16 protein-coding genes and 1 pseudogene are annotated in these 18,720 nt (G+C 69.2%); 7 read left to right on the top strand and 10 right to left on the bottom strand.

What is annotated here, in order from left to right; translation table 11 throughout:
* Nucleotides 1-77: 77 nt before the first annotated feature.
* Complete coding sequence (gene recD / locus ACFWO8_RS27970) at nucleotides 78-2,015, top strand: exodeoxyribonuclease V subunit alpha (RefSeq protein WP_378966399.1); 1,938 nt, start codon at nucleotides 78-80, stop codon at nucleotides 2,013-2,015.
* A gap of 253 nt (nucleotides 2,016-2,268) precedes the next feature.
* Here the strand turns inward: recD and ACFWO8_RS27965 are convergent, their stop codons facing one another.
* The 4 genes from ACFWO8_RS27965 to ACFWO8_RS27950 form a co-directional block, all read right to left on the bottom strand.
* A complete protein-coding gene (locus ACFWO8_RS27965; protein WP_378966390.1) occupies nucleotides 2,269-4,680 on the bottom strand; it encodes a DUF4153 domain-containing protein in 2,412 nt (803 codons plus the stop codon).
* Between the two features lie 73 nt (nucleotides 4,681-4,753).
* Complete coding sequence (locus ACFWO8_RS27960) at nucleotides 4,754-5,761, bottom strand: ATP-binding protein (protein ID WP_378966643.1); 1,008 nt, start codon at nucleotides 5,759-5,761, stop codon at nucleotides 4,754-4,756.
* A 26-nt stretch (nucleotides 5,762-5,787) separates the two neighbouring features.
* Nucleotides 5,788-6,489 (bottom strand): response regulator, encoded by a 702-nt coding sequence (locus ACFWO8_RS27955; RefSeq protein ID WP_378966383.1) that lies wholly within the window; start codon nucleotides 6,487-6,489, stop codon nucleotides 5,788-5,790.
* Nucleotides 6,490-6,567: 78 nt separating this feature from the next.
* Nucleotides 6,568-7,248, bottom strand: coding sequence for a TetR/AcrR family transcriptional regulator (locus tag ACFWO8_RS27950; RefSeq protein WP_378966378.1), 681 nt, complete (start codon nucleotides 7,246-7,248; stop codon nucleotides 6,568-6,570).
* 147 nt (nucleotides 7,249-7,395) lie between these two features.
* Between ACFWO8_RS27950 and ACFWO8_RS27945 the strand changes: the two genes are divergently transcribed.
* Together ACFWO8_RS27945 and ACFWO8_RS27940 are read left to right on the top strand one after the other, a co-directional pair.
* On the top strand, nucleotides 7,396-8,970 hold the full coding sequence (locus tag ACFWO8_RS27945) for a succinic semialdehyde dehydrogenase (protein ID WP_378966369.1): 1,575 nt from the start codon (nucleotides 7,396-7,398) through the stop codon (nucleotides 8,968-8,970).
* 29 nt (nucleotides 8,971-8,999) lie between these two features.
* A complete protein-coding gene (locus tag ACFWO8_RS27940; protein WP_378966364.1) occupies nucleotides 9,000-9,827 on the top strand; it encodes an SDR family NAD(P)-dependent oxidoreductase in 828 nt (275 codons plus the stop codon).
* A gap of 160 nt (nucleotides 9,828-9,987) precedes the next feature.
* On the opposite strand, the gene ACFWO8_RS27935 is transcribed toward ACFWO8_RS27940, so the two are convergent.
* Nucleotides 9,988-10,794, bottom strand: coding sequence for a putative protein N(5)-glutamine methyltransferase (locus ACFWO8_RS27935; RefSeq protein ID WP_378966355.1), 807 nt, complete (start codon nucleotides 10,792-10,794; stop codon nucleotides 9,988-9,990).
* 64 nt (nucleotides 10,795-10,858) lie between these two features.
* Nucleotides 10,859-11,731, bottom strand: a complete 873-nt coding sequence (locus ACFWO8_RS27930; RefSeq protein ID WP_378966348.1) for a YdcF family protein — start codon at nucleotides 11,729-11,731, stop codon at nucleotides 10,859-10,861.
* A 170-nt stretch (nucleotides 11,732-11,901) separates the two neighbouring features.
* Between ACFWO8_RS27930 and ACFWO8_RS27925 the strand changes: the two genes are divergently transcribed.
* A complete protein-coding gene (locus ACFWO8_RS27925) occupies nucleotides 11,902-12,753 on the top strand; it encodes a bifunctional 5,10-methylenetetrahydrofolate dehydrogenase/5,10-methenyltetrahydrofolate cyclohydrolase (protein WP_378966343.1) in 852 nt (283 codons plus the stop codon).
* A gap of 190 nt (nucleotides 12,754-12,943) precedes the next feature.
* On the opposite strand, the gene ACFWO8_RS27920 is transcribed toward ACFWO8_RS27925, so the two are convergent.
* The 3 genes and pseudogenes from ACFWO8_RS27920 to ACFWO8_RS27910 all read right to left on the bottom strand — a co-directional run bounded on the left by ACFWO8_RS27920 (nucleotide 12,944) and on the right by ACFWO8_RS27910 (nucleotide 15,754).
* Complete coding sequence (locus ACFWO8_RS27920; protein ID WP_378966332.1) at nucleotides 12,944-14,287, bottom strand: hypothetical protein; 1,344 nt, start codon at nucleotides 14,285-14,287, stop codon at nucleotides 12,944-12,946.
* A gap of 111 nt (nucleotides 14,288-14,398) precedes the next feature.
* Nucleotides 14,399-14,770, bottom strand: a pseudogene (locus ACFWO8_RS27915) (L,D-transpeptidase); the annotation flags it as partial.
* A gap of 324 nt (nucleotides 14,771-15,094) precedes the next feature.
* Entirely contained in the window at nucleotides 15,095-15,754 is a 660-nt protein-coding gene (locus ACFWO8_RS27910) for a cyclodeaminase/cyclohydrolase family protein (RefSeq protein ID WP_378966325.1), read from the bottom strand.
* 149 nt (nucleotides 15,755-15,903) lie between these two features.
* Between ACFWO8_RS27910 and ACFWO8_RS27905 the strand changes: the two genes are divergently transcribed.
* A complete protein-coding gene (locus tag ACFWO8_RS27905) occupies nucleotides 15,904-16,941 on the top strand; it encodes an LLM class F420-dependent oxidoreductase (protein WP_378966318.1) in 1,038 nt (345 codons plus the stop codon).
* 66 nt (nucleotides 16,942-17,007) lie between these two features.
* On the opposite strand, the gene ACFWO8_RS27900 is transcribed toward ACFWO8_RS27905, so the two are convergent.
* Nucleotides 17,008-17,343: an STAS domain-containing protein gene (locus ACFWO8_RS27900; protein WP_378966313.1), complete on the bottom strand. Its 336-nt coding sequence runs from the start codon at nucleotides 17,341-17,343 to the stop codon at nucleotides 17,008-17,010.
* A 347-nt stretch (nucleotides 17,344-17,690) separates the two neighbouring features.
* On the opposite strand from ACFWO8_RS27900, the gene ACFWO8_RS27895 reads away from it, so the two are divergent.
* Both ACFWO8_RS27895 and ACFWO8_RS27890 read left to right on the top strand, forming a co-directional pair.
* Nucleotides 17,691-18,170 carry a cation:proton antiporter regulatory subunit gene (locus ACFWO8_RS27895; RefSeq protein ID WP_378966308.1) on the top strand — a complete coding sequence of 160 codons (480 nt, stop codon included), beginning with the start codon at nucleotides 17,691-17,693 and terminating at the stop codon, nucleotides 18,168-18,170.
* Nucleotides 18,171-18,230: 60 nt separating this feature from the next.
* Complete coding sequence (locus ACFWO8_RS27890) at nucleotides 18,231-18,713, top strand: cation:proton antiporter regulatory subunit (RefSeq protein ID WP_378966304.1); 483 nt, start codon at nucleotides 18,231-18,233, stop codon at nucleotides 18,711-18,713.
* The last annotated feature ends 7 nt before the right edge of the window (nucleotides 18,714-18,720 follow it).

Below are 18,720 nucleotides of genomic sequence, written 5' to 3'. Positions count from 1 at the left end.
GCACCAGGGTGTTCGGCTCCTGATTATCGCCGGTCGACGCCCCGGCGAGTGGTGCGGACTACGGGGAGGCACCGATCATGACGTCCATTCAGGTGGCACAGCGGGGGACCGGGCTGCTGCGGGTGTTCAACGAGGCAGGCGTGCTGTCCGCGGCGGACGTGCACGTCGCGGTGCGGTTGGGTCGGATGGGCCGCGAGGACAGCGAGGACGTGCTGTTCGCGGCGGCCCTGGCCGTGCGCGCGGTGCGCTCCGGATCGGTGTGCCTCGAGCTGGCCCGGATGCGCGAGATCGGCATCGACGCCGACGAAACACGCGACGGCACAACGGGAATCGACCCGGCGAGCCTGCCGTGGCCGGAAACGGATCGGGTGCTCGCGGCCCTGCGCCGTAGTCCGCTGATCTGCGGCGGGCAGTCCGGTCCGCTGCGCCCGTTGCGGATCGTCGAAGCCGACGCCGAGGGTGGCGCGCTGCTCTACCTCGATCGGTACTACCAGCAGGAGCAAACCCTGCGGCGAGTACTCACCGAACGCAGTACCGACCACCCGGCCATCGAGACCGAACTCGTTCGCGCACAACTGGATCGGCTCTTCGCCGATCCCGTCGGCGACGGCCCCGACCGGCAACGCCTGGCCGCCGCCCTCGCCGCGACCCACTGGACCACCGTCGTCGCCGGTGGTCCGGGCACCGGCAAAACCCACACCATCGCCCGCATCCTGGCGCTGCTCACCGCCCACCGCGCCGCCTCGCCGAAGTTGCCCGCCCTGCGTATCGCCCTCGCCGCCCCCACGGGCAAGGCAGCGGCCCGTCTGCAGGAAGCGGTGCGTGAACAAGCCGCCGTCCTCGGCCTGCCCGAACTCACCGCCTCGACCCTGCACCGCCTCCTCGGCTGGCAACGTGGCCGCACGACCCGATTCCGCCACCACGAACACAATCGGCTGCCCTACGACGTCGTCGTGGTCGACGAGACCTCGATGGTGTCGCTGACGATGATGAGCCACCTCTTCTCCGCCCTGCGCCCCGACACCCGCCTGGTCCTCGTCGGCGACCCCGACCAGCTCGCCTCGGTCGATGCGGGTGCGGTCCTGGCCGACCTCGTCGCCGGGCCGGTCAGCGGCGCGCCGAACCCGGCTCTTCGTGAGGTGCTCGACCTCGGTGGGTCGGGGGTGGGGTCCGAGACATCCACTGGGTTGTCGGCGAATCCGGCAGCGGCGCAGTCGCACTCGTTGACCGCACTCGAACAGCGGCGGTTGCAGGGTGGGATCGTCCGGTTGACCAGGGGCAGGCGGTTCGGCGGGCACATCGCCGACCTGGCGGTCGCGGTCCGCGCGGGCGATGCCGACGCGGCGCTGGCTATTCTGCGGGCGGGCGGCGACGATGTGTCGCTGTGCACCCCCGACGACATCCGTGCGGTGCGGGCGGACGTGACGACCGCCGCGCTCGCCGTCACGGCCGCCGCCGAAGCGGGCGACGCGATCGGCGCACTGACCGCGCTGGAATCGCACCGCTTGCTCTGCGCGCACCGCCAGGGCCCCTTCGGCGTCGAACGCTGGGACCGGATGGCCGCCGAGTGGGCCGCGGCCGGTGGCGCGGGACCCGAAGGGCCGCAATCGGTCTGGTACCCCGGCCAGCCGCTGCTGGTCACCGCCAACGACCACGAGGCCCGGATCTACAACGGTGACACCGGCGTCATCATCCGTCGTCCCGACGGCTCCCTGCGCGCGGCCCTGCAGCGCGGTAGCGAGCCCTATCTGGTCCATCCGACGCAATTCCCGGCCGTAGTCACGGTTTTCGCGATGACCATCCACCGCAGTCAGGGCAGCCAGTACGACACGGTCTCGGTCGTCCTCCCCGAACCCGAATCCACTCTGCTCACCAGGGAACTGCTCTACACGGCCATCACCCGGGCCCGCACCCACGTTCGCGTCATCGGCACCGAGGACTCCATCCGCGCCGCGATCGGCCGCCGCGTCCTCCGAGCCAGCGGCCTTTCCAGAACCGTTGCGCCACAGGGCTAGTGAGATGTGACGCGAGCGACGCGCATCACCTCGGGGCCCGTGGTGGCCGCCCTCGTCGAGGGGCCGCGGGCCGTTGCCGCGTGGAGCAGTGGCGTATCGAGAACCGCCGGTCCGCAGGGGTAGTCGTCGGTGTCGCGACCGGGTCGAGTAGGCCGGGATCGAGAAAGTGGTTACTGGATCGTCGGCGTGGAGCTAGCCGTTGTGACATCGCGGGCCGCGGTCGCCCGTGGTGGAGCGACCGCGACCGCGAGGGTCAGCGCGCTGAGCTGCGCGACCAGTTCCAGGACCACCAGTGGTCGTCGTCCACGTCGTCGAGGATCGGGGTTGCTATTTCGGTGCGGAGGTTCCCGGGCAGGGGGTCGAGGGCGGGGAGGATGTCGGGGGAGAGGTTGTTCAGGTAGTCCGCGTCCAAGCGGCCGCTGGTGTGCCAACGGTCGATATTGCGCTCGGCGACAAGATGCTCCGGGTTGAGCAGCGCCAGGGCGATGAGCGTGCCGAGCGCGGTGCCGATCGCGGCGCGCGGCACCCAGCTCCAGCGCAGTCGCGCGACGGCGACCAGCACGAGGACGTAGACGAGGCCGACCCAGAGCTCACACGTCGTCACCAGCAGGCGCAGCACGGTGAACCCGTAGGCCTGCTGGTAGGTCCACATCCGGCCGAGCGCGGAGCACACGATGACCAGCGCCAGCACGCTCACCGCGCTCAGCAGGACGCGCAGCGACCGGCGATCGGCGGCGGTCTCCTGCACCGACCAGTGCAGTACCGCCAGGATGACGGCCAGCGTCAGGATGCTCACCGCCGAGAGCTGCCAGAAGCCACTGCGCGCGTACTCGGCGTAGGTCAGACCGGCAGTTCGCTGCACGTAGTCGTCGCCGCCGAACAGGGCAACGAACTGAGCGCCGACGAACACCGCGAACAGCACGGTCAGCGCCGCGACCGGCAGCATCCACTCGCTGCGCGACCACAGCCGTTGCGGCCGCGCCGAATCCGCCGCGCGCGCAGGCGGGCCCGCGAGCAGATACAGAGCCCCCAGCACACCTACCGTGACGGCCACGAACAAGAAGGTCCACCGCCACGCCGCAGGACCGTCCACGGTCGGAACAAGCCCGTTCAACAGCCCCGCGAATGTCGCATCCGCTCCGCCGAGCAGCGGCACGAACACCACCAGCAACGCCGCCGTCACCGCGACGGAAACTCCGTATCGGCGCAGAGTCGAGGTCCCCACCGACCGCGAGTCCCGCAACCCCGAGAACGCCCACGGCACAGCCCCGAACGATGCCAGCGGCACCGCGAACATGTCGTGCGCGATTCCCCGCATACTCCGTCGTCCCAACACCGCCAACGACCCGGCGACACACGCCGCGATCACGCAGAGAACGAACAACCACTCCGCGGCCCGGACCGTCCCGACCCCCAGCAGCACAATCGCGGCTGCCGCCCACCAGACCCGATCACCGATCGAAATGGCGTGGGAGGCAACCTCATTCGACGGCGCTCCGCGGTCGGTGACAGGCGCCTTTGCGGCAACCTCGCCGAGGCCGACTACAGCCGAATCGGCAGTCTTCGCAGCACTTCTCGCGGCCCGCGCACCGTTGTCAGCCGCGTCGCCCTGGATCGCGACCCGGTCGCTCGTCGTATCCGCCGATCGATCGGTGGACCCATGTGCTTCGCTCGGCGCGGTATTCGCAGGCGCGGTGTTTGCAGGCGCGGTGTTCGCAGGCGCGGCATCGTCGTCCAGGTCAGTGTCTGGCGTGCGGCCCGACTCGGAACGTCCAGTGACTGCCGCGTCTTCGTCGGTGTTCGGCGCTGCGAGATCGTCGGGCAGTGAACGCGACAGTGGTTCAGCAGGTTTCGCGCCGGTGCTGTCGGCCGCGGTCTGCGCTGTCGTGGGTGGAGTGGTCGCAGGTGATGTTCCGGCCGAGGCGGATTCCGATGAGCCGTCCACGGATGTACCGCGGGACCGGGCGCGGTAGTCGACCACACAGAGAGCTCCGGTGATCGCAATACCCGTGATGAGCCAGCCGATGCCGGGTCGGTCCACCGGGATCACCGTGGCACCGACGATGCCGACCGAAACGGCGGCGGGAAGGACCCCGGGTGGGTGGGCTACGCGCTGCCAGCGTTTGGGGACCGGCGGTAGGGGAGGCGGCATCGAAGGTAGTGGCATGGAACTCGTGGACCGCTGGGAACCCGTCGACGGCGCGCTCGGCCACGGTGTGGCCTGCCAGCCCGGCGTCCATGGCCGGACAGCGCTGCTCTCACGACTCGCGGCGAGCAATGTCGTCAACGGTACCGAGCCGGGTGTGGCGGGCGAAGTATCCGGGTGGCCGCCCGCCGCCGAGGTCTTGGTGAGCACGGCTGTCGACTGAGTTTCGGAGCTCGTCGCACCGCCGCCCACCTGTGGGTCACCCGCGACCGCGGTAGTGCCGCCGGAGTCGGGCACGCTGTTCGCGGCCACCACGCTCGCTGGGTCGGCAGCGGGCGTCTCGGGACCGGATCCCGGTGTGCCGCCACTCGTCACGGGATTGTCCGTGACGGCGCCGACGCCGACCGAAGCGGTCGTGTCGGCACCGGGCTGATCGGTGGGGGTCTGCGCAGCGGTGTTCTTGCTCTCAGCAGCGCCTCGGGCCGGCGTCGGCGCCTCGGGTATCGGCTTGTCGGACATAGTTTTCCCCTCCTGGAGGTGTGCGGATGCGTCCCGGGACCGAAGTGCCGGGAGGGTGATCTGGATGTAGGGGTCAGTCCGTGGGCAGGACGACGCGGATGCGGGAGCCGGGGTCGGCGACGGCGATGGTGCCGCCGTGGAGATCGATCACCCAGCGGGCGATGGCGAGGCCGAGGCCGGTACCGCCGCCGTCGGTGCGACCACCGCGGCTGAAGCGGTCGAAGACGGTGGCGCGCTCGGCTTCCGGGATGCCGGGGCCGTCGTCCTGGATCTCGAGGACGGTCCCCTCGGGGCCGGTCGACGCCGAGACTCTGACCTCACCGCCGGACGGACCGTGCCTGGCAGCGTTGTCGAGGAGGTTGAACAGCACCTGGTGCAGGCGGGCCCGGTCGGCGAACACGCATCCATCGGCGGGTTCGACCGAAGTCGTGAACCGGACACCGCGGCCCAGCGCGGCGGTCATCACCTCGGCCTCGGCGATCACCTCCGCCAACAGCGGTGTGAGTGGGAAGTTTTCGCGATCCAGGGTGAACGCGCCCGCTTCGATGCTGGACAGGTCGAGGAGTTCGGAGACGAGTAGGCCGAGGCGTTCGGTCTGGGCCAGCGCGGTGCGCAGCGTCGCCGGATCGGGCTCGCTCACCCCGTCGACCAGGTTCTCCAGGACCGCGTGCAGTGCGGTCACCGGCGTGCGCAACTCGTGGGACACATTGGCGATGAGGTCACGACGTTGCCGGTCGGCGGCGGCCAGGTCGGCGGCCATCTGGTTGAACGCGGTCGCGAGCTGCCCCACCTCGTCGCGCGAGGACGCCCGCACGCGAAAGCTGTAATCGCCCTGGGCCATTCGCCGGGCCGCGGCGGTCATCTCTCGCAGCGGTCGGGTGATGCCGTGTGCGAGGAACTGCGAGGTGAGCAGCGCGATCCCGATGGCGGCCACCGTGGTGCGCGGCGGTAGCCAGCCGATCTTCAGCCGGAAGTACCCGAATGCGACACCGCCCGAACACAACATCAGCACGGCCAGTTTGAGTTTGATCGACCGCAGCCGATCCAATGGCCGCGGCAACACCTCGGCGATGCGGTCCATCAACGCCGCGGTGCGATCCGGGGCCGTCACCGTGCGTCCAAGGCATACCCGACACCGTGCACGGTGCGGATGAGATCGGCACCGAGCTTGCGCCGCAATGCTTTCACGTGCGAATCCACCGCGCGCGTGCCCGCCGCGTCGGACCAGTCCCAGATGTCCTCCAGCAGCCGTTCCCTGGCCAGCACCGCCCGCGGACGTTGCGCGAGCCGGCTCAGCAAATCGAATTCCAATGGGGTGAGCCGTGCTTCGATGTCGCCGCGCCACACCCGCCGCTCGGCGAGATCTATCCGCAGATCACCGACGACGATGCTGTTGTCGCCGCGCTCGGCGGCTCGGTCCACCCGCCGCAACAGGGCGTGCACGCGGGCGGCGAGCACCCGCATCGAGAACGGCTTGGTGAGATAGTCGTCGGCGCCCACACCGAGGCCGATGAGCTGGTCGGTCTCGTCGGTGCGCGCGGTGAGCATGAGGACGGGCACGTGGCGCTCGGCTTGAATCCGACGGCACACCTCCAGCCCGTCGAACCCCGGCAGCATGACGTCGAGGACCACCAGATCGGGTTCCCCCGCCAGGGCCGCCGCCACCGCGGCGGGCCCGTCGTGTGCGAGGTCGACGGTGAACCCTTCGGCACGCAACCTGGCAGCCACGGACTCGGCGATCGTCACCTCGTCATCGACCACCAGGATCCGGCGCGCCGCCTGTCCTGGCCCGCCCCCACTGTTTTCCATGGTGCGACCCTAGCGAGCCGGTGTGGAGGGTTGCGTCGCCAAATGTGGAGATTCTGTGTGGAGGAGGATCCGGCGGCGCTACAGGTTGGGGAACAGACCGGGTAGTTCCATCGCGTAGGCGAGATCGTCGCGGGTGCCGAGGGTGACCAGCAGCACGCGAATCATCGTCCCCCTGGCCTCGGACGCCAGCGCCGGATCGGGATCGCTACCCGGCTCGCTGCCCTCGGTGAGCCGGTAGACGACGTACTCGCACACGTGCAGTGCCGCGTCCAGGTCCAGCGGAGCGGGGACCGGACGCCCGAGCTCGCCGAAGGTCTTGCGCACCAGATCGCGAATGTCGTCGAGCGCGCGTTCGCGATAGCCGGAGACGACCGACCCGGGATCGTGCAGCTCGGCGAACAAGGGCCGCAGCATCGGGCCGTGCCCGCGTGCCCAGTCCATGTACGCGTCGATCAGCCGAATACCCAGCTGTACCGGTTCGTCGGTACCTGCGAGTGCCTCGCGGATGCCGCCGACGAGACCGTCGTTGGACGCGTCGAGTACCGCGTGCAGCGGCTCGGACGCATTGCCGAAATAGCGGTAGAAAGTGGGTCTGGCCAGCCCGGCCTCTTCGATGATCTGGGCGACGCTCAACCCGCGCGAGCCGTTGCGCGCGAACACCGCGGCGGTCGCCTCGATGATCCTGGCGCGGACCTCGTCGGCCTGCTCCCGGGTTTGCGGCGGGCGACCGCGACGCACCGCCGTCGATTCCTCGGTCATCGCACCTCCCTCACAGCTGGTCATCGCGCACTGAAAGCTTGACACGAACCAGGGCGCTGGCATTAATCTAACACTAGTGTTCAGTAAATAATCTGAACGTGCGCGACCCGTTCCGCGCGATCCATCTGTTGAGGAGAAGGGCCGACAATGACGACAGCCCCCGAGCTGACCGCCGAACCAACCGCGCTGCCCGCCGCGCTGGTCAAGCCCCTGTTCGAGCGCGGAGTCGCCGGTGGCGCGCCGTCGGTCGCCGTCTTCGCGCCGGCCACCGGCCACAAGATCGGCGACCTGCCGCAGTCCTCGGTCGCCGATATCGAGCGCGCCTTCGCCGTCGCCCGGCACGCGCAGCGCGACTGGGCCAAGGTGAGCGTCAAGGAGCGCGCCGAGATCGTGCGCCGGTTCCACGACATCGTGCTCGCCGAGCAGGACACCATCCTCGACATCGTGCAGACCGAGACCGGCAAGTCCCGCCCGCACGCCTTCGACGAGATCGCCGACGTGGCGCTGAACGCGCGCTACTACGCCACCGTCGCCCCCAAACTGCTCGCCGACCGCAAGCCGCGCGGCGTGCTGCCGGTGCTCACCTCCGTCGAGGTGCGCAATCGGCCCAAGGGCGTCGTCGCGGTCATCTCGCCGTGGAACTACCCCCTCGCGCTGGCGGCCTCCGATGCGCTGCCCGCCCTGATCGCGGGCAACGCGGTCATCGCGCGCCCCGACAACCAGACCGCGCTCACCGCGCTGTGGGCCATCGACGCCGCCGAGCGTGCCGGACTGCCGCGCGGCCTGTGGCAGGCGGTCCTTGGTCGTGGCCGTGACATCGGTGGCGAGGTGATCGCGCGCGCCGACTACGTCGACTACACCGGTTCCAGCGCCACCGGTCGCACCATCGCCCAGCAGGCCGGTGAGCGCCTGATCGGGTACTCACTCGAACTCGGTGGCAAGAACCCGCTGCTCGTGCTGGCCGACGCCGATGTCTCCAAGGCGGCGAAACTGGCTGTGCGCGCGTGCTTCTCGTCGGCAGGTCAGCTGTGCGAGTCGATGGAGCGCATCTACGTCGACGCCTCGGTCTACGACCAGTTCGTCGCCGAATTCGTGGGCAATGTCAAGAACATGTCGCTCGGCGGCGAGCTCGACTACAGCCGCGACATGGGCTCGCTGACGTTCCCTCGTCAGCTCGAGACCGTCTCCACGCACGTCGATGACGCTGTCGCCAAGGGCGCGAAGGTGCTCGCCGGCGGCCGTGCCCGCCCGGATCTCGGCCCGTACTTCTACGAGCCCACCGTGCTCGCCGATGTGGCGCCGGGCATGACGGTCTTCCGGGAGGAGACCTTCGGCCCGGTCGTCTCGGTGTACAAGGTCGACTCCGACGACGCCGCCGTCGAGGCCGCCAACGACACCGCCTACGGCCTCAACGCCAGTGTGTGGAGCCGGGACGTGAACCGGGGCAAGGACGTCGCCGCGCGGATCAACGCCGGTTCGGTGAACGTCAACGAGGGCTTCAGCGCCGCCTGGGGCAGCGTCGACGCGCCGTCGGGTGGTCTCGGTATCTCCGGTCAGGGCCGTCGGCACGGGCCGGAAGGCCTGCTGAAGTACATCGACACCCAGACCATCGCGGTCCAGCGACTGCTGCCGATCGCGCCGCTGCCCGGCATGTCCGAGCAGATGTGGGCCAAGACGATGACGTTGGTTTTCGGTGTCATGAAGACGCTGCGCCAGAAGTAGCGGAATACGAGCAGGGGTAGGTAGCAGAGATGAAGCTGGAAACGGTCGCAGGCAAGCGGGTCCTGATCACCGGCGCGGCCATGGGGCTCGGCAAGTTGTTCGCCGAGAAGGCCGTCGCCGAAGGCGCCGACGCGGTGGTGCTGTGGGATATCAACGAGCTGACGCTGCGTGAGACCGCGGCGCAGCTGACCGCCGCGGGCGGCAAGGTGCACCACTACGTGGTGGATGTGTCGTCGCCGGACTCGATCCGCGAGGCGGGCGAGGCGGTGCGCAAGGAGGTCGGTGGCATCGACATCCTGGTCAACAACGCGGGCATCGTGCGCGGTAACACCTACTTCTGGGAAACCGAGAACCGGTCCGACATCGACAAGACGATGGCGATCAACTCGTTGGCCCCGATGTACGTCACCCTGGAGTTCCTGCCCGGCATGGTCGCCGGTGCGGGCCAGGCGCGTGTGCTGAACATCGCCTCCTCGGCCGGTCTGGTCGCCAACCCGCGCATGGCCGTGTACGCGGGGTCGAAGTGGGCGGCGCTGGGCTGGTCGGATTCGGTGCGCATCGAGCTCGAGCAGGCGGGCCACGACCACGTGAAGGTCACCACGGTCTGTCCCACCTACATCAACACCGGCATGTTCGAAGGCGCGAAGGGCATTCTGTTCACGCCGATGCTCGAGCAGCACGATGTCGTCGACACCTCGTGGTCGGAGATGAAGAAGGGCGGTGCCCTGGTGGTGATGCCGTGGACCTCGCGGATGAACCGGGCGCTGACCGGTCTGCTGCCGATCAAGATTCGCGACCTGTATCTGAACGCGGCGGGTGTGTACCACTCGATGGATCAGTTCACCGGACGCAAGTAGGCATTCGGTGCGGGGTGCCCCCGTCGACCGGTCGTGGATGCGATCGTTCGGCGGGGGCATCGTCGTGTCGGTCGGCGGTCTGCGCACGTCTGCGTCGACTGCCATGTCGACATCCTGGTCAGGTCTCGACCGTTGGTTCAGCGGGGTAGTGGCGGCGCGATCAGCGAGGTTTCCGGGTGCCGACGACCACGGTGGCGTAGTACTCCCGGGACTCTGCCACGCGGGGTACGAGACCCTGCGCGGTGAGCACCGAGCACGCGGTATCGACCTGCCCGGCCCCGGTTTCCACCAGCACTGTCCCGCCCGGCGCCAGCCATGCGGCCGCGCCCTCGGCGACCCGCCGGAACACGTCGAGCCCGTCCACCCCGCCGTCCAGCGCCGCGAGCGGCTCGTGCTCGCGCGCCTCCGGCGGCAGGTCGGCCACCCGGGCACTCGGCACATACGGTGTGTTCGCGAGCAGGATGTCGATGCGCCCGCGCAGGTCGCCCGGCAGCGCGTCGAACAGATCACCGGCGAACACCGGTGCGCTCATCGGCGCGAGATTCTCGCGCGCGCAGGCGACGGCGACGGGGTCGATATCAGCGGCGACGAGTTCGACGTCGCACCCCCGTGCGGTGAGCTCGGTCGCCGCGCTCAGCCCGAGTGCCCCACAGCCACAACACAGGTCGACCACGCAGGCTCGCGTCGTGCCCGGCGCGACACTGTCGACCGCCTGATCCACCAGAAACGCGGTGCGCTGACGCGGCACGAAAACTCCCGGTCGCACCCCGACGCGCAGCCCACGGAATTCCACCCAGCCGAGCAGATATTCGAGCGGAGTCCCCGAGACCCGCTGCTCGACCAACGCATCCAGTCGCCGCGGATCGCCGAGCGCCGCCTCGATCAACAGCGTGGCCTCGTCCTCGGCGAACACACATCCCGCATGCCGCAACGTCACGACCACCTCGGGGAAACTCGAACCGCTCATGCGCCGATTGTTCCTGACCGGGCAAGCGAATTATCACCGCCCGCCGTGATCGCGGCGCACCGACTCAGCGTGAACTGTCCAGTTCGAAGGTGCGGGTCGCATCGAGGTAGATCCCGCGCTGGGCCTGGCGCGCGGGCGGGGGCAACTGGGAAACCAGCTGTTCGAGCGAGGTCATCGCCCCCACCACGGTCGTTCCCGCCACGATGAAGTCGGCTACCGCGCGCCGAATGTGATTCGGGGAGGTCACCACCACCGCGCTGGTCGCACCGAGATCGCGCAGCAGCCGAGTGCTGAACAGCGCGTTCTGCACCGTCGACCCGGCCCGATCCTCCACATGGATCCGATCGCCCGGCAGCCCGCGCGCGACCAGCCAGCGCCGCATCGCCTCGGCCTCGGAGATGCCGTTCTGCGGGTTGCCGCCGGTCACGATCACCGGGGAGAACGGCGCGGCGACCGCCTGCAACCACGCCGCGGTGAGCCGGTTCTCCAGCTCCGGTCGCAGCGCGCCGTCGGGCAACAGGCCGTAGCCGAGAACAACGATGCCGGTCTGCGGACCGACCAGCGCGGGCAGCGGATTGGGCAGGGTGGCGGCGGCCGCGGTCACCGCGTGCAGTACATGATTGGTGCCCGCGGCCATGCCCGCGTCGATCCCGCCGAGCCGGGCCAGCGCGTCACCGACGGCGGCGGTGTCGCCCGCGTAATGCGACCAGATCGCCTGTAGCGCGAGCGCATCGGCGTCATGCGGGTCGGCGGCGATGAGGGCACGGAGGTCGGCTCGTCCCGCGGCATCGTCACCGTCGGTGAAATGCCGCTGCGCCGAGTTGTACAGCGCGGCAACGTCGGCCTCCGCGGCGGCGGGGCCGACCGCGGTGCCCGCAAGTGCGGCAGCGGTGACGACAGCGGCGGCCACCTGTTTCCAACGCCTCGAGATCTTCACGACAGTCGCAACCCTTCCCGCGAACGGTTCGGTACGTGCTGGCATAGCTGATGACAGAGCAGGCAACACCCTACGACCGGTGGTCGGGGCCGCGGCGGACCTCGACCAGCTTGCGCGCGTCGCGGCCCGGCGGCAGGCCGTTGGCCCGGCGGCGGATAAGGTGACTCACCGTGGATACCGCTTCGCTGACCGGCAAGGAACTCGCCGCCGCCATCAACGCCGACTCGAAGGAGCGCGCGGCCGCGCTCACCGCCGCGGGCACCGCGCCGACGCTGGCGCTGATCGTCGCCAACGACGACCCGGCGAGCGCCTGGTACGTGAACTCGCTGCGCAAGGCCGCCGATCGGCTCGGAATCGCCTGCGAGCGCATCGATCTCGGTGCCGACGCGAGCGTCGAGACGATCCGCGCCGAACTGAGCGCGCGCAGCGCCGACCCGGCCACCGACGCGATCATGCTGCAGACCCCGCTGCCCGCAGGCGTGAACCTCGACGACGTGAGTTCGGCGATCGCCGCGACCAAGGACGTCGACGGCGTCAGCCCGCTGTCGCTGGGCCTGCTCGCCTCCGGCCTCGACGGTTTCGTCCCCGCCACCTCTGAGGCTGTCGTCGAGTTGCTGAAGCATCACGGCATCGCGCTGCAGGGCCGCCTCGTCACCGTGGTCGGCCGCTCCAACATCGTCGGCAAGCCACTGGCCCAGCTGCTGCTCGCGGAGAACGCGACCGTCACCGTCGCGCACTCACGCACCGCGGACCTGGCCGCGGTCACCACCCCCGCCGATATCGTGGTCGCCGCGGCGGGCCGGATCGGTCTGGTCACCGGCAAGCACATCGGCGACGGCGCCGTGGTGATCGACGTGGGCACCAATGAAGCCGAAGACGGCGGCATCGTCGGCGATGTCGACGCGGCGTCGGTCACCGGCAAGGCGACGGCGCTGAGCCCCGTCCCCGGTGGTGTCGGCCCGGTCACCACCGCGCTGCTCATGCGCCACGTGGTTGTCGCGGCCGAAAACGCCCGCGCCTGAACGCTTTCGCGATCAAGCTGCGGGATCGTCCGGCCGCTGATGAGGCCGATGCCGTTCGTCTCGATGCGACCGCGCACGGAATTCGGCTCGGCCACCGACTGCGGTCGACCACCGGTCGCTTGCAGGTCGGCGCGGAGGACCTTGTCGGTGCCGAGGCCGCGGTAGTGGAGAGCGGGCCCTAGTTTCGGGTCTAGCGCGGTGCCGCCCCGAACGAGGTGATCAGCGTCTTGTTGCCGACCGTGGCGGTCTCCACCAGCTGCGGTGTGTAGGTGCTCGGCGCCGAATCCGGCCGGAACGCGGTGATCTTGACGAGGTACTGATCGGCGAAGGCACCCGGGGTGATCTCCACACAGTGTGTGGTTCCCACCGGAGTGGAGTCGATTCCGGCCTGGATGGCGGCCGCGGAGGGTGCCACGGCACCGGCGGCGACGAGGGTTCGGGCCTGATCGCCGGACCGCGCGACGTAATAGGCGTGTTGGAAGGCCAGGATCGCCGCGATGCCGGACTCGGTGCCGCCGGAGCCGTTGCCCCGCACCATGGCGCCGATCTGTTCGGTGGGGCACTCGGCCGTCACCGGGCTCGCCGAACTCGGCGCCAGCGGAGTGCTCGCCGCCGTGGATGCCGGTGCGGGCCCGCGCAGTTGGACGTAGGTGCCGCCGAGCAGGATGGCACCGGCCACCGAGGCGACCAGCGGTGCGACCCAGCGGGGCACGCGCCGTCGTTTGGAGCGGTCGATCATTCGCGCGAAGACTTCGTCATCACCGTTGTAATCGGGTGCGGGACGGGAGGGCTCGCTGTCCACACCACGGGAGTCGGTTGACGCATGTGGCGAAAAGTTGTCCGCGTCGCGGTACTCGGACGCGGGGCGCGGTGGGAACGTGTCCGCACCGCCATAGTTCGCCGCGGGGCGCGGCGGAAAGGTGTCCGTATCGCCATAGTTCGCCGCGGGGCGCGGCGGAAAGGTGTCCGTATCGCCATAGTTCGCCGCGGGGCGCGGTGGGAAGGTATCCGCACCGCCATAGTTCGCTGCCGGGCGCGGTGGGAAGGTGTCCGCACCGTGGTCCTCGGGTGCGCGACGCGAATGCTGGGTCACCGCAGTGTCGCTGCCGGTAGGCCACTCGATGGGCGCCCAGGTGGGGGCGGGGGAGGTGATGATCGGAAGTTCGTCGGTGTCGGGCCCGTTGTCGTCGATCGAGAACGCCGTGTCCGGAATGCTGTGGCGCGCACCGGGATCGAACTTTCCGCCGACCACGGGCAGCCGATCGGTGACGGTGGCGTCCGCCGGAACAGCCCTGCCGTACTCGGTGTCTCGTACGCCGGCGACCGGAACGACCGGAATACCGGCCGGTGTCGTCGGTCCACCTTCGATGCGATGACGTGCACCGCTGACCGGCTGCTCGCTCAGCCGGCGAGGCCGCGGCGCGCTGAGGTCGCGCGACCGTCGAATCGGGGTGACAGCCGCGAGCGGAGCACCGGCCGATCCCGGGTCATGCTGTCGAGCCCCGATCGGTCTGTGCGCATCCGGTCGATCCATCGCCCCACCTTCATCAGGCTCGTCGCCGTCAGGGTATGTCCCGCAACGATTTCGTTACGGGCACGATACTGCCCTGACGGCGCGTTCGCCGAATGCCACGAGGGAAAATGTTTACCAGTGGATATAGACCTGATCGCCGATGCCGACATTCTCGAAGTACCAGGCGGCGTCGTCGGGTGCGAGGTTGATGCAGCCGTGGCTCACATTGGCGTTGCCCTGCGAGTCCACCGACCAGGGGGCCGAGTGCACCATCACGCCACCCCAGGTGAGGCGCACGGCGTATTCACCGTCGATGATGTAGCCCTCCGGATCGTCGAGCGGGATGCCGATGGTCCGCGAGTCGAACACCACCGAGCGGTCCTTCTCCAGAACGCTGAATGTGCCGGTGGGCGTTTCGAAACCGGGCTTGCCCATCGACGCGGGCATCACCCGCACGACCTGTCCGCCCTGGCTCACGGTGAAGGTGTGCGTCGACAGGTTCGCCTCGGCGTATGTGCCACCGCCGTATTGGGTGCGCTGGCCTCCGATCAAGTCCGCGGACGCGGCTCCCGACCAGGATGCGGCCAGTATTGCCGCCATGATCGCGACGAACAGGAATCGAACTGCGTTCCTCATAAACGCCACCCCTTCACTCACTCGTAGGCGGAATCCAAGTCTAGGCCGCCATGATCAACTCGACCTATCGAAGTGGTAACAGCCAACGGGTGTACCGGTGTGTCGTCTTGCGTCAGCGCAGGTCGGGACCCCGAAAAAACGTTCTCACTTCGAGATCGGGGACCGGCAGCAGTTGCCGCGCGGGGCGGTAACTCAGCCGCGGACCGCGTGCAGCACGTCACCGTGCAGGGCGTCGGCGCGCGCGGCGATGGTGTCGACGCGCAGCAGGGCGGCGGCGAACGGGTCACCGAGGTCGGCGGGCAGGGAGCCGACATTGATCTCGATATTGAGCTGCGAGCTCATCGCCGCGGCGCGGGCGGCGTCGGCGGCGGCGCCGATATCGGTGACCACGTTCGGATTGCCGATCGGCAGCAGTTCGGCGGCCAGCGAGAGGATTTCGTCGGCCTGGTCGACCACGGCGGCGGGCACGCGGGCGGCTTCGACCAGCGCCGCGTTGATCGCCGCGGTGCGGGCGGCGACCTCGGCGTCGGTGTCCTTCGGCAGCTTGTAGGCGGCACCGACGGCAGTGAACGCGGCCGCGTCGGCATCGGCGAGTTCGAGTGACCTGGCCAGCGCGGCATCGGCGGCCACGATGATCTGGTCGATCACCGGCCGGTTCTCCGCGTCCTTGGCGCGGGTGGTGTAGCGCGCCACCATCGCCACCAGCGCGGCGGCCTGCGCGGCGTGCAGCGCGGCCACGGCCCCGCCACCGGGGGCGGGCACCTTCGCGGCCAGCTCCGACAGATAGTGCTCCAAGGTCACCGAACCGAAGGAGGGGGCGATCTGCTGCGGCGACACGGTGGGCTGCGACACGACGGGGTGGCCTTTCGATGCGGCGAGAATTGCGTGGAATCTTGCCTCAACGCTACCGCGTGCCCGCCCACGCACCCCGCGCGACCAGCACCTGTGCCGACAGACCGACCGGTCGGGGTGTGTGCATTGCCCGGGGCTATGTTGAGTGCATGCGGATCGGATTGAGCATCAACTATTCGGGCGGTTTCAAGGAGACGGCGGCCGAGGTCGCCGACCTGGAGCGCGCCGGCCTCGACATCGTCTTCGTGCCGGAGGCGTACTCGTTCGACGCGGTGAGCGCGCTGGGCTTCCTGGCCGCCCGCACCGAGCGGGTGCAGCTGGCCTCGGGCATCCTGCAGCTCTACACCCGGACCCCCAGCCTCACCGCGATGACCGCGGCGGGCCTCGACTTCGTCTCCGACGGTCGCTTCATCCTCGGCATCGGCGCCTCCGGCCCTCAGGTCATCGAGGGCTTCCACGGCGTGCCCTACGACGCTCCGATCGGGCGCACCCGCGAACTGGTGGAGATCTGCCGCAAGGTGTGGCGTCGCGAGAAGCTCAACTACCAGGGCAAGTACTACCAGATCCCGCTGCCCGCCGACCGCGGCACCGGCCTTGGTAAAGAGCTCAAGCTGATCAATCACCCGGTGCGCGAAGACATTCCGGTGCTGCTGGCCGCGCTCGGACCGAAGAACGTCGAGCTGGCCGCCGAGGTCGCCAACGGCTGGCAGCCGATCTTCTTCCTGCCGGAGAAGGCGAAGGATGTGTGGGGCGACGCGCTCGCCGCGGGCAAGGCCAAGCGTGATCCCGCGCTGGGTGAGCTCGACATCTTCGCCGGTCCCGCACTGGCGATCGGTGAGAACGTGACCCCGCTGCTCGAGTTCGTCAAGCCGCACTTGGCGCTCTACATCGGCGGCATGGGCGCCAAGGGCAAGAACTTCTATCACACCCTCGCCACCAAGTACGGCTACGGCGAGGCCGCCGACCGCATCCAGGAGCTGTACCTGGCCGGTGACAAGCAGGCCGCCACCCAGGCGGTGCCCGACGAGCTGGTGCGCGACGTGTCGCTGATCGGCCCGGAGAGCTTCGTGAAGGAGCGCGTCGCCGCGATGGCCGAGGCGGGCGTCACCACGCTCAACGTCACGCCGATCGCCGAGGACGCCGCCGGTCGCGTCAAGCTGATCGAGCAGCTGCGCACCCTCTGCTGACACCGACCGACGGCAAACGCGCCGCCGTCCGGGGAGGTTTCCCGGCCGGCGGCGCGTTTCGCTGTGTCAGGACGTGAACGACGCCAAGGCGGCAGCCAGGGTGGTGTGCATGGCGAACACCTGGTCCAGGCTCGTCATCTTCAGCTGACGGCTGGTGGCAGGCCCGTCGGCGACGACGGCGATCGAGGTGGTCTCGCCTGCCCGCTGATGCGCGGCCACCAGCGTCGCCATGCCCGCCGACGCCAGGAACCCGACCGCGGTCAGGTCGATCACCAGCGCCGCCGGTTTCTCGGCCAGGATGGCCTCGATGGTGGCCTCGAGCGCGGGTGCGGTCGCCAGGTCGACCTCGCCGGTCACCGTCAGCACCGTGACGCCGTCGTGTACCGCCGTCGTGGTGGTCATCGTGTCCGTGAGTGGATACGCGTCTCCGGAAGAGTTGGTCACTGTTCAACAACACCCGACTTCGCCCGAATACGCAAGCCACAGCCGGTACCGCCGCTCGATCGCCATGTCGGCGCCGGTGCGCCGGACGGTCGACCACTCTCGGTCGGGATCGGCGCGGCCCTGCGGTCGGCGTCGCGCTGACCGATCCGCACGGCGCCACCCGCTGGCGATTCGCGCGGTAACAGCGAGCGAAGTTCTCCGTTCTTGTCGGCGTCGAGGCCGGACAGGCGAACGTGGCGAGCTTCGAAGGACGGGTGCGCAGGGTAGGGGGTGGTGTTATTCCTATCTGGTCGTACTGTGAGGGCGTGAACATCGATGTGACGCCTTTACCGGGAATCGGCGTGTGCAAGGACTTTCCGCTGGCGGAGGCGCGTCGCCGGATCGGCGTGATCGAGCACCGCGACGGCTCGGTCGACCTGGTCGTCTCGCGCGCGGGTGATTACGACTCGACGACCTCGATTCCCTTGTCGGACACCGAGATCGGCGTGCTGGCCGGATTACTCGGCGCGCCGCAGGTGGTGCAGAAGACGCGCGAGACCCACAGCGCGGGCGAGCTGTCGACCAGGCAGTTCGCGATCGACCGTGGCAGTCCCTTCGACGGTCGCCCGTTGCGCGACACCGAGATGCGCACCCGCACCAAGGCTTCGGTCGTCGCGGTGGTCCGTGCGGGCGAGGTGACCCCGTCGCCGGGCACCGATTTCACCTTCATTCCCGGCGATCTGGTCGTTGTGGTCGGCACGGATGAGGGCCTCGACGCGGCGGGGCGGCTGCTGGACATCGGCTGACAAATCCATGCTGATAGTAAAGAGCAGGTAAGGTATCCCTAGCTGAGGTTAGGTGATCCCATGAATGTAGAAGTGACATCCCTGCCGGGAATCGGTGTCCGCAAACAATTTTCGCTGTCGAAGGTGGACCGCCGCATCGGCATCGTCGACCACCGCGACGGTGGTACCGACCTGATTTTCACCAAGGTCGGCGACCCTGATTCGACCGTCCAGATTCCACTGTCCGCTGTCGAGGCCCGCACGCTGGCGAGTCTGCTCGGCGCACCGCAGTTGGTCGCGCAACTGCGCGAGGAACATCGCGAACTCGACGGAGTGAGCACGCGGTCGATGCCGGTGCCACCGAATTCGCCGTACGCGTCACGGCGGTTGGGCGATACCGAGATGCGGACCAAGACCCGCGCCTCGATCGTGGCGGTCCTGCGCGCGGGGCAGGTCCTGGCATCGCCGGGACCGGAGTTCGTGTTCGCCAGTGGCGATATGGTCGTCGTGGTCGGCACGAATGCCGGGCTCGACGCCGCCGCTTCGATTCTGTCCGACGGCTGAGCCGGTG

The organism is Nocardia sp. NPDC058480, assembly GCF_042720495.1.
Taxonomy (GTDB): Bacteria; Actinomycetota; Actinomycetes; order Mycobacteriales; family Mycobacteriaceae; genus Nocardia.
The sequence above is the reverse complement of the archived record's forward strand: the minus strand, read 5'-3'. Positions and strand labels throughout refer to the sequence as shown.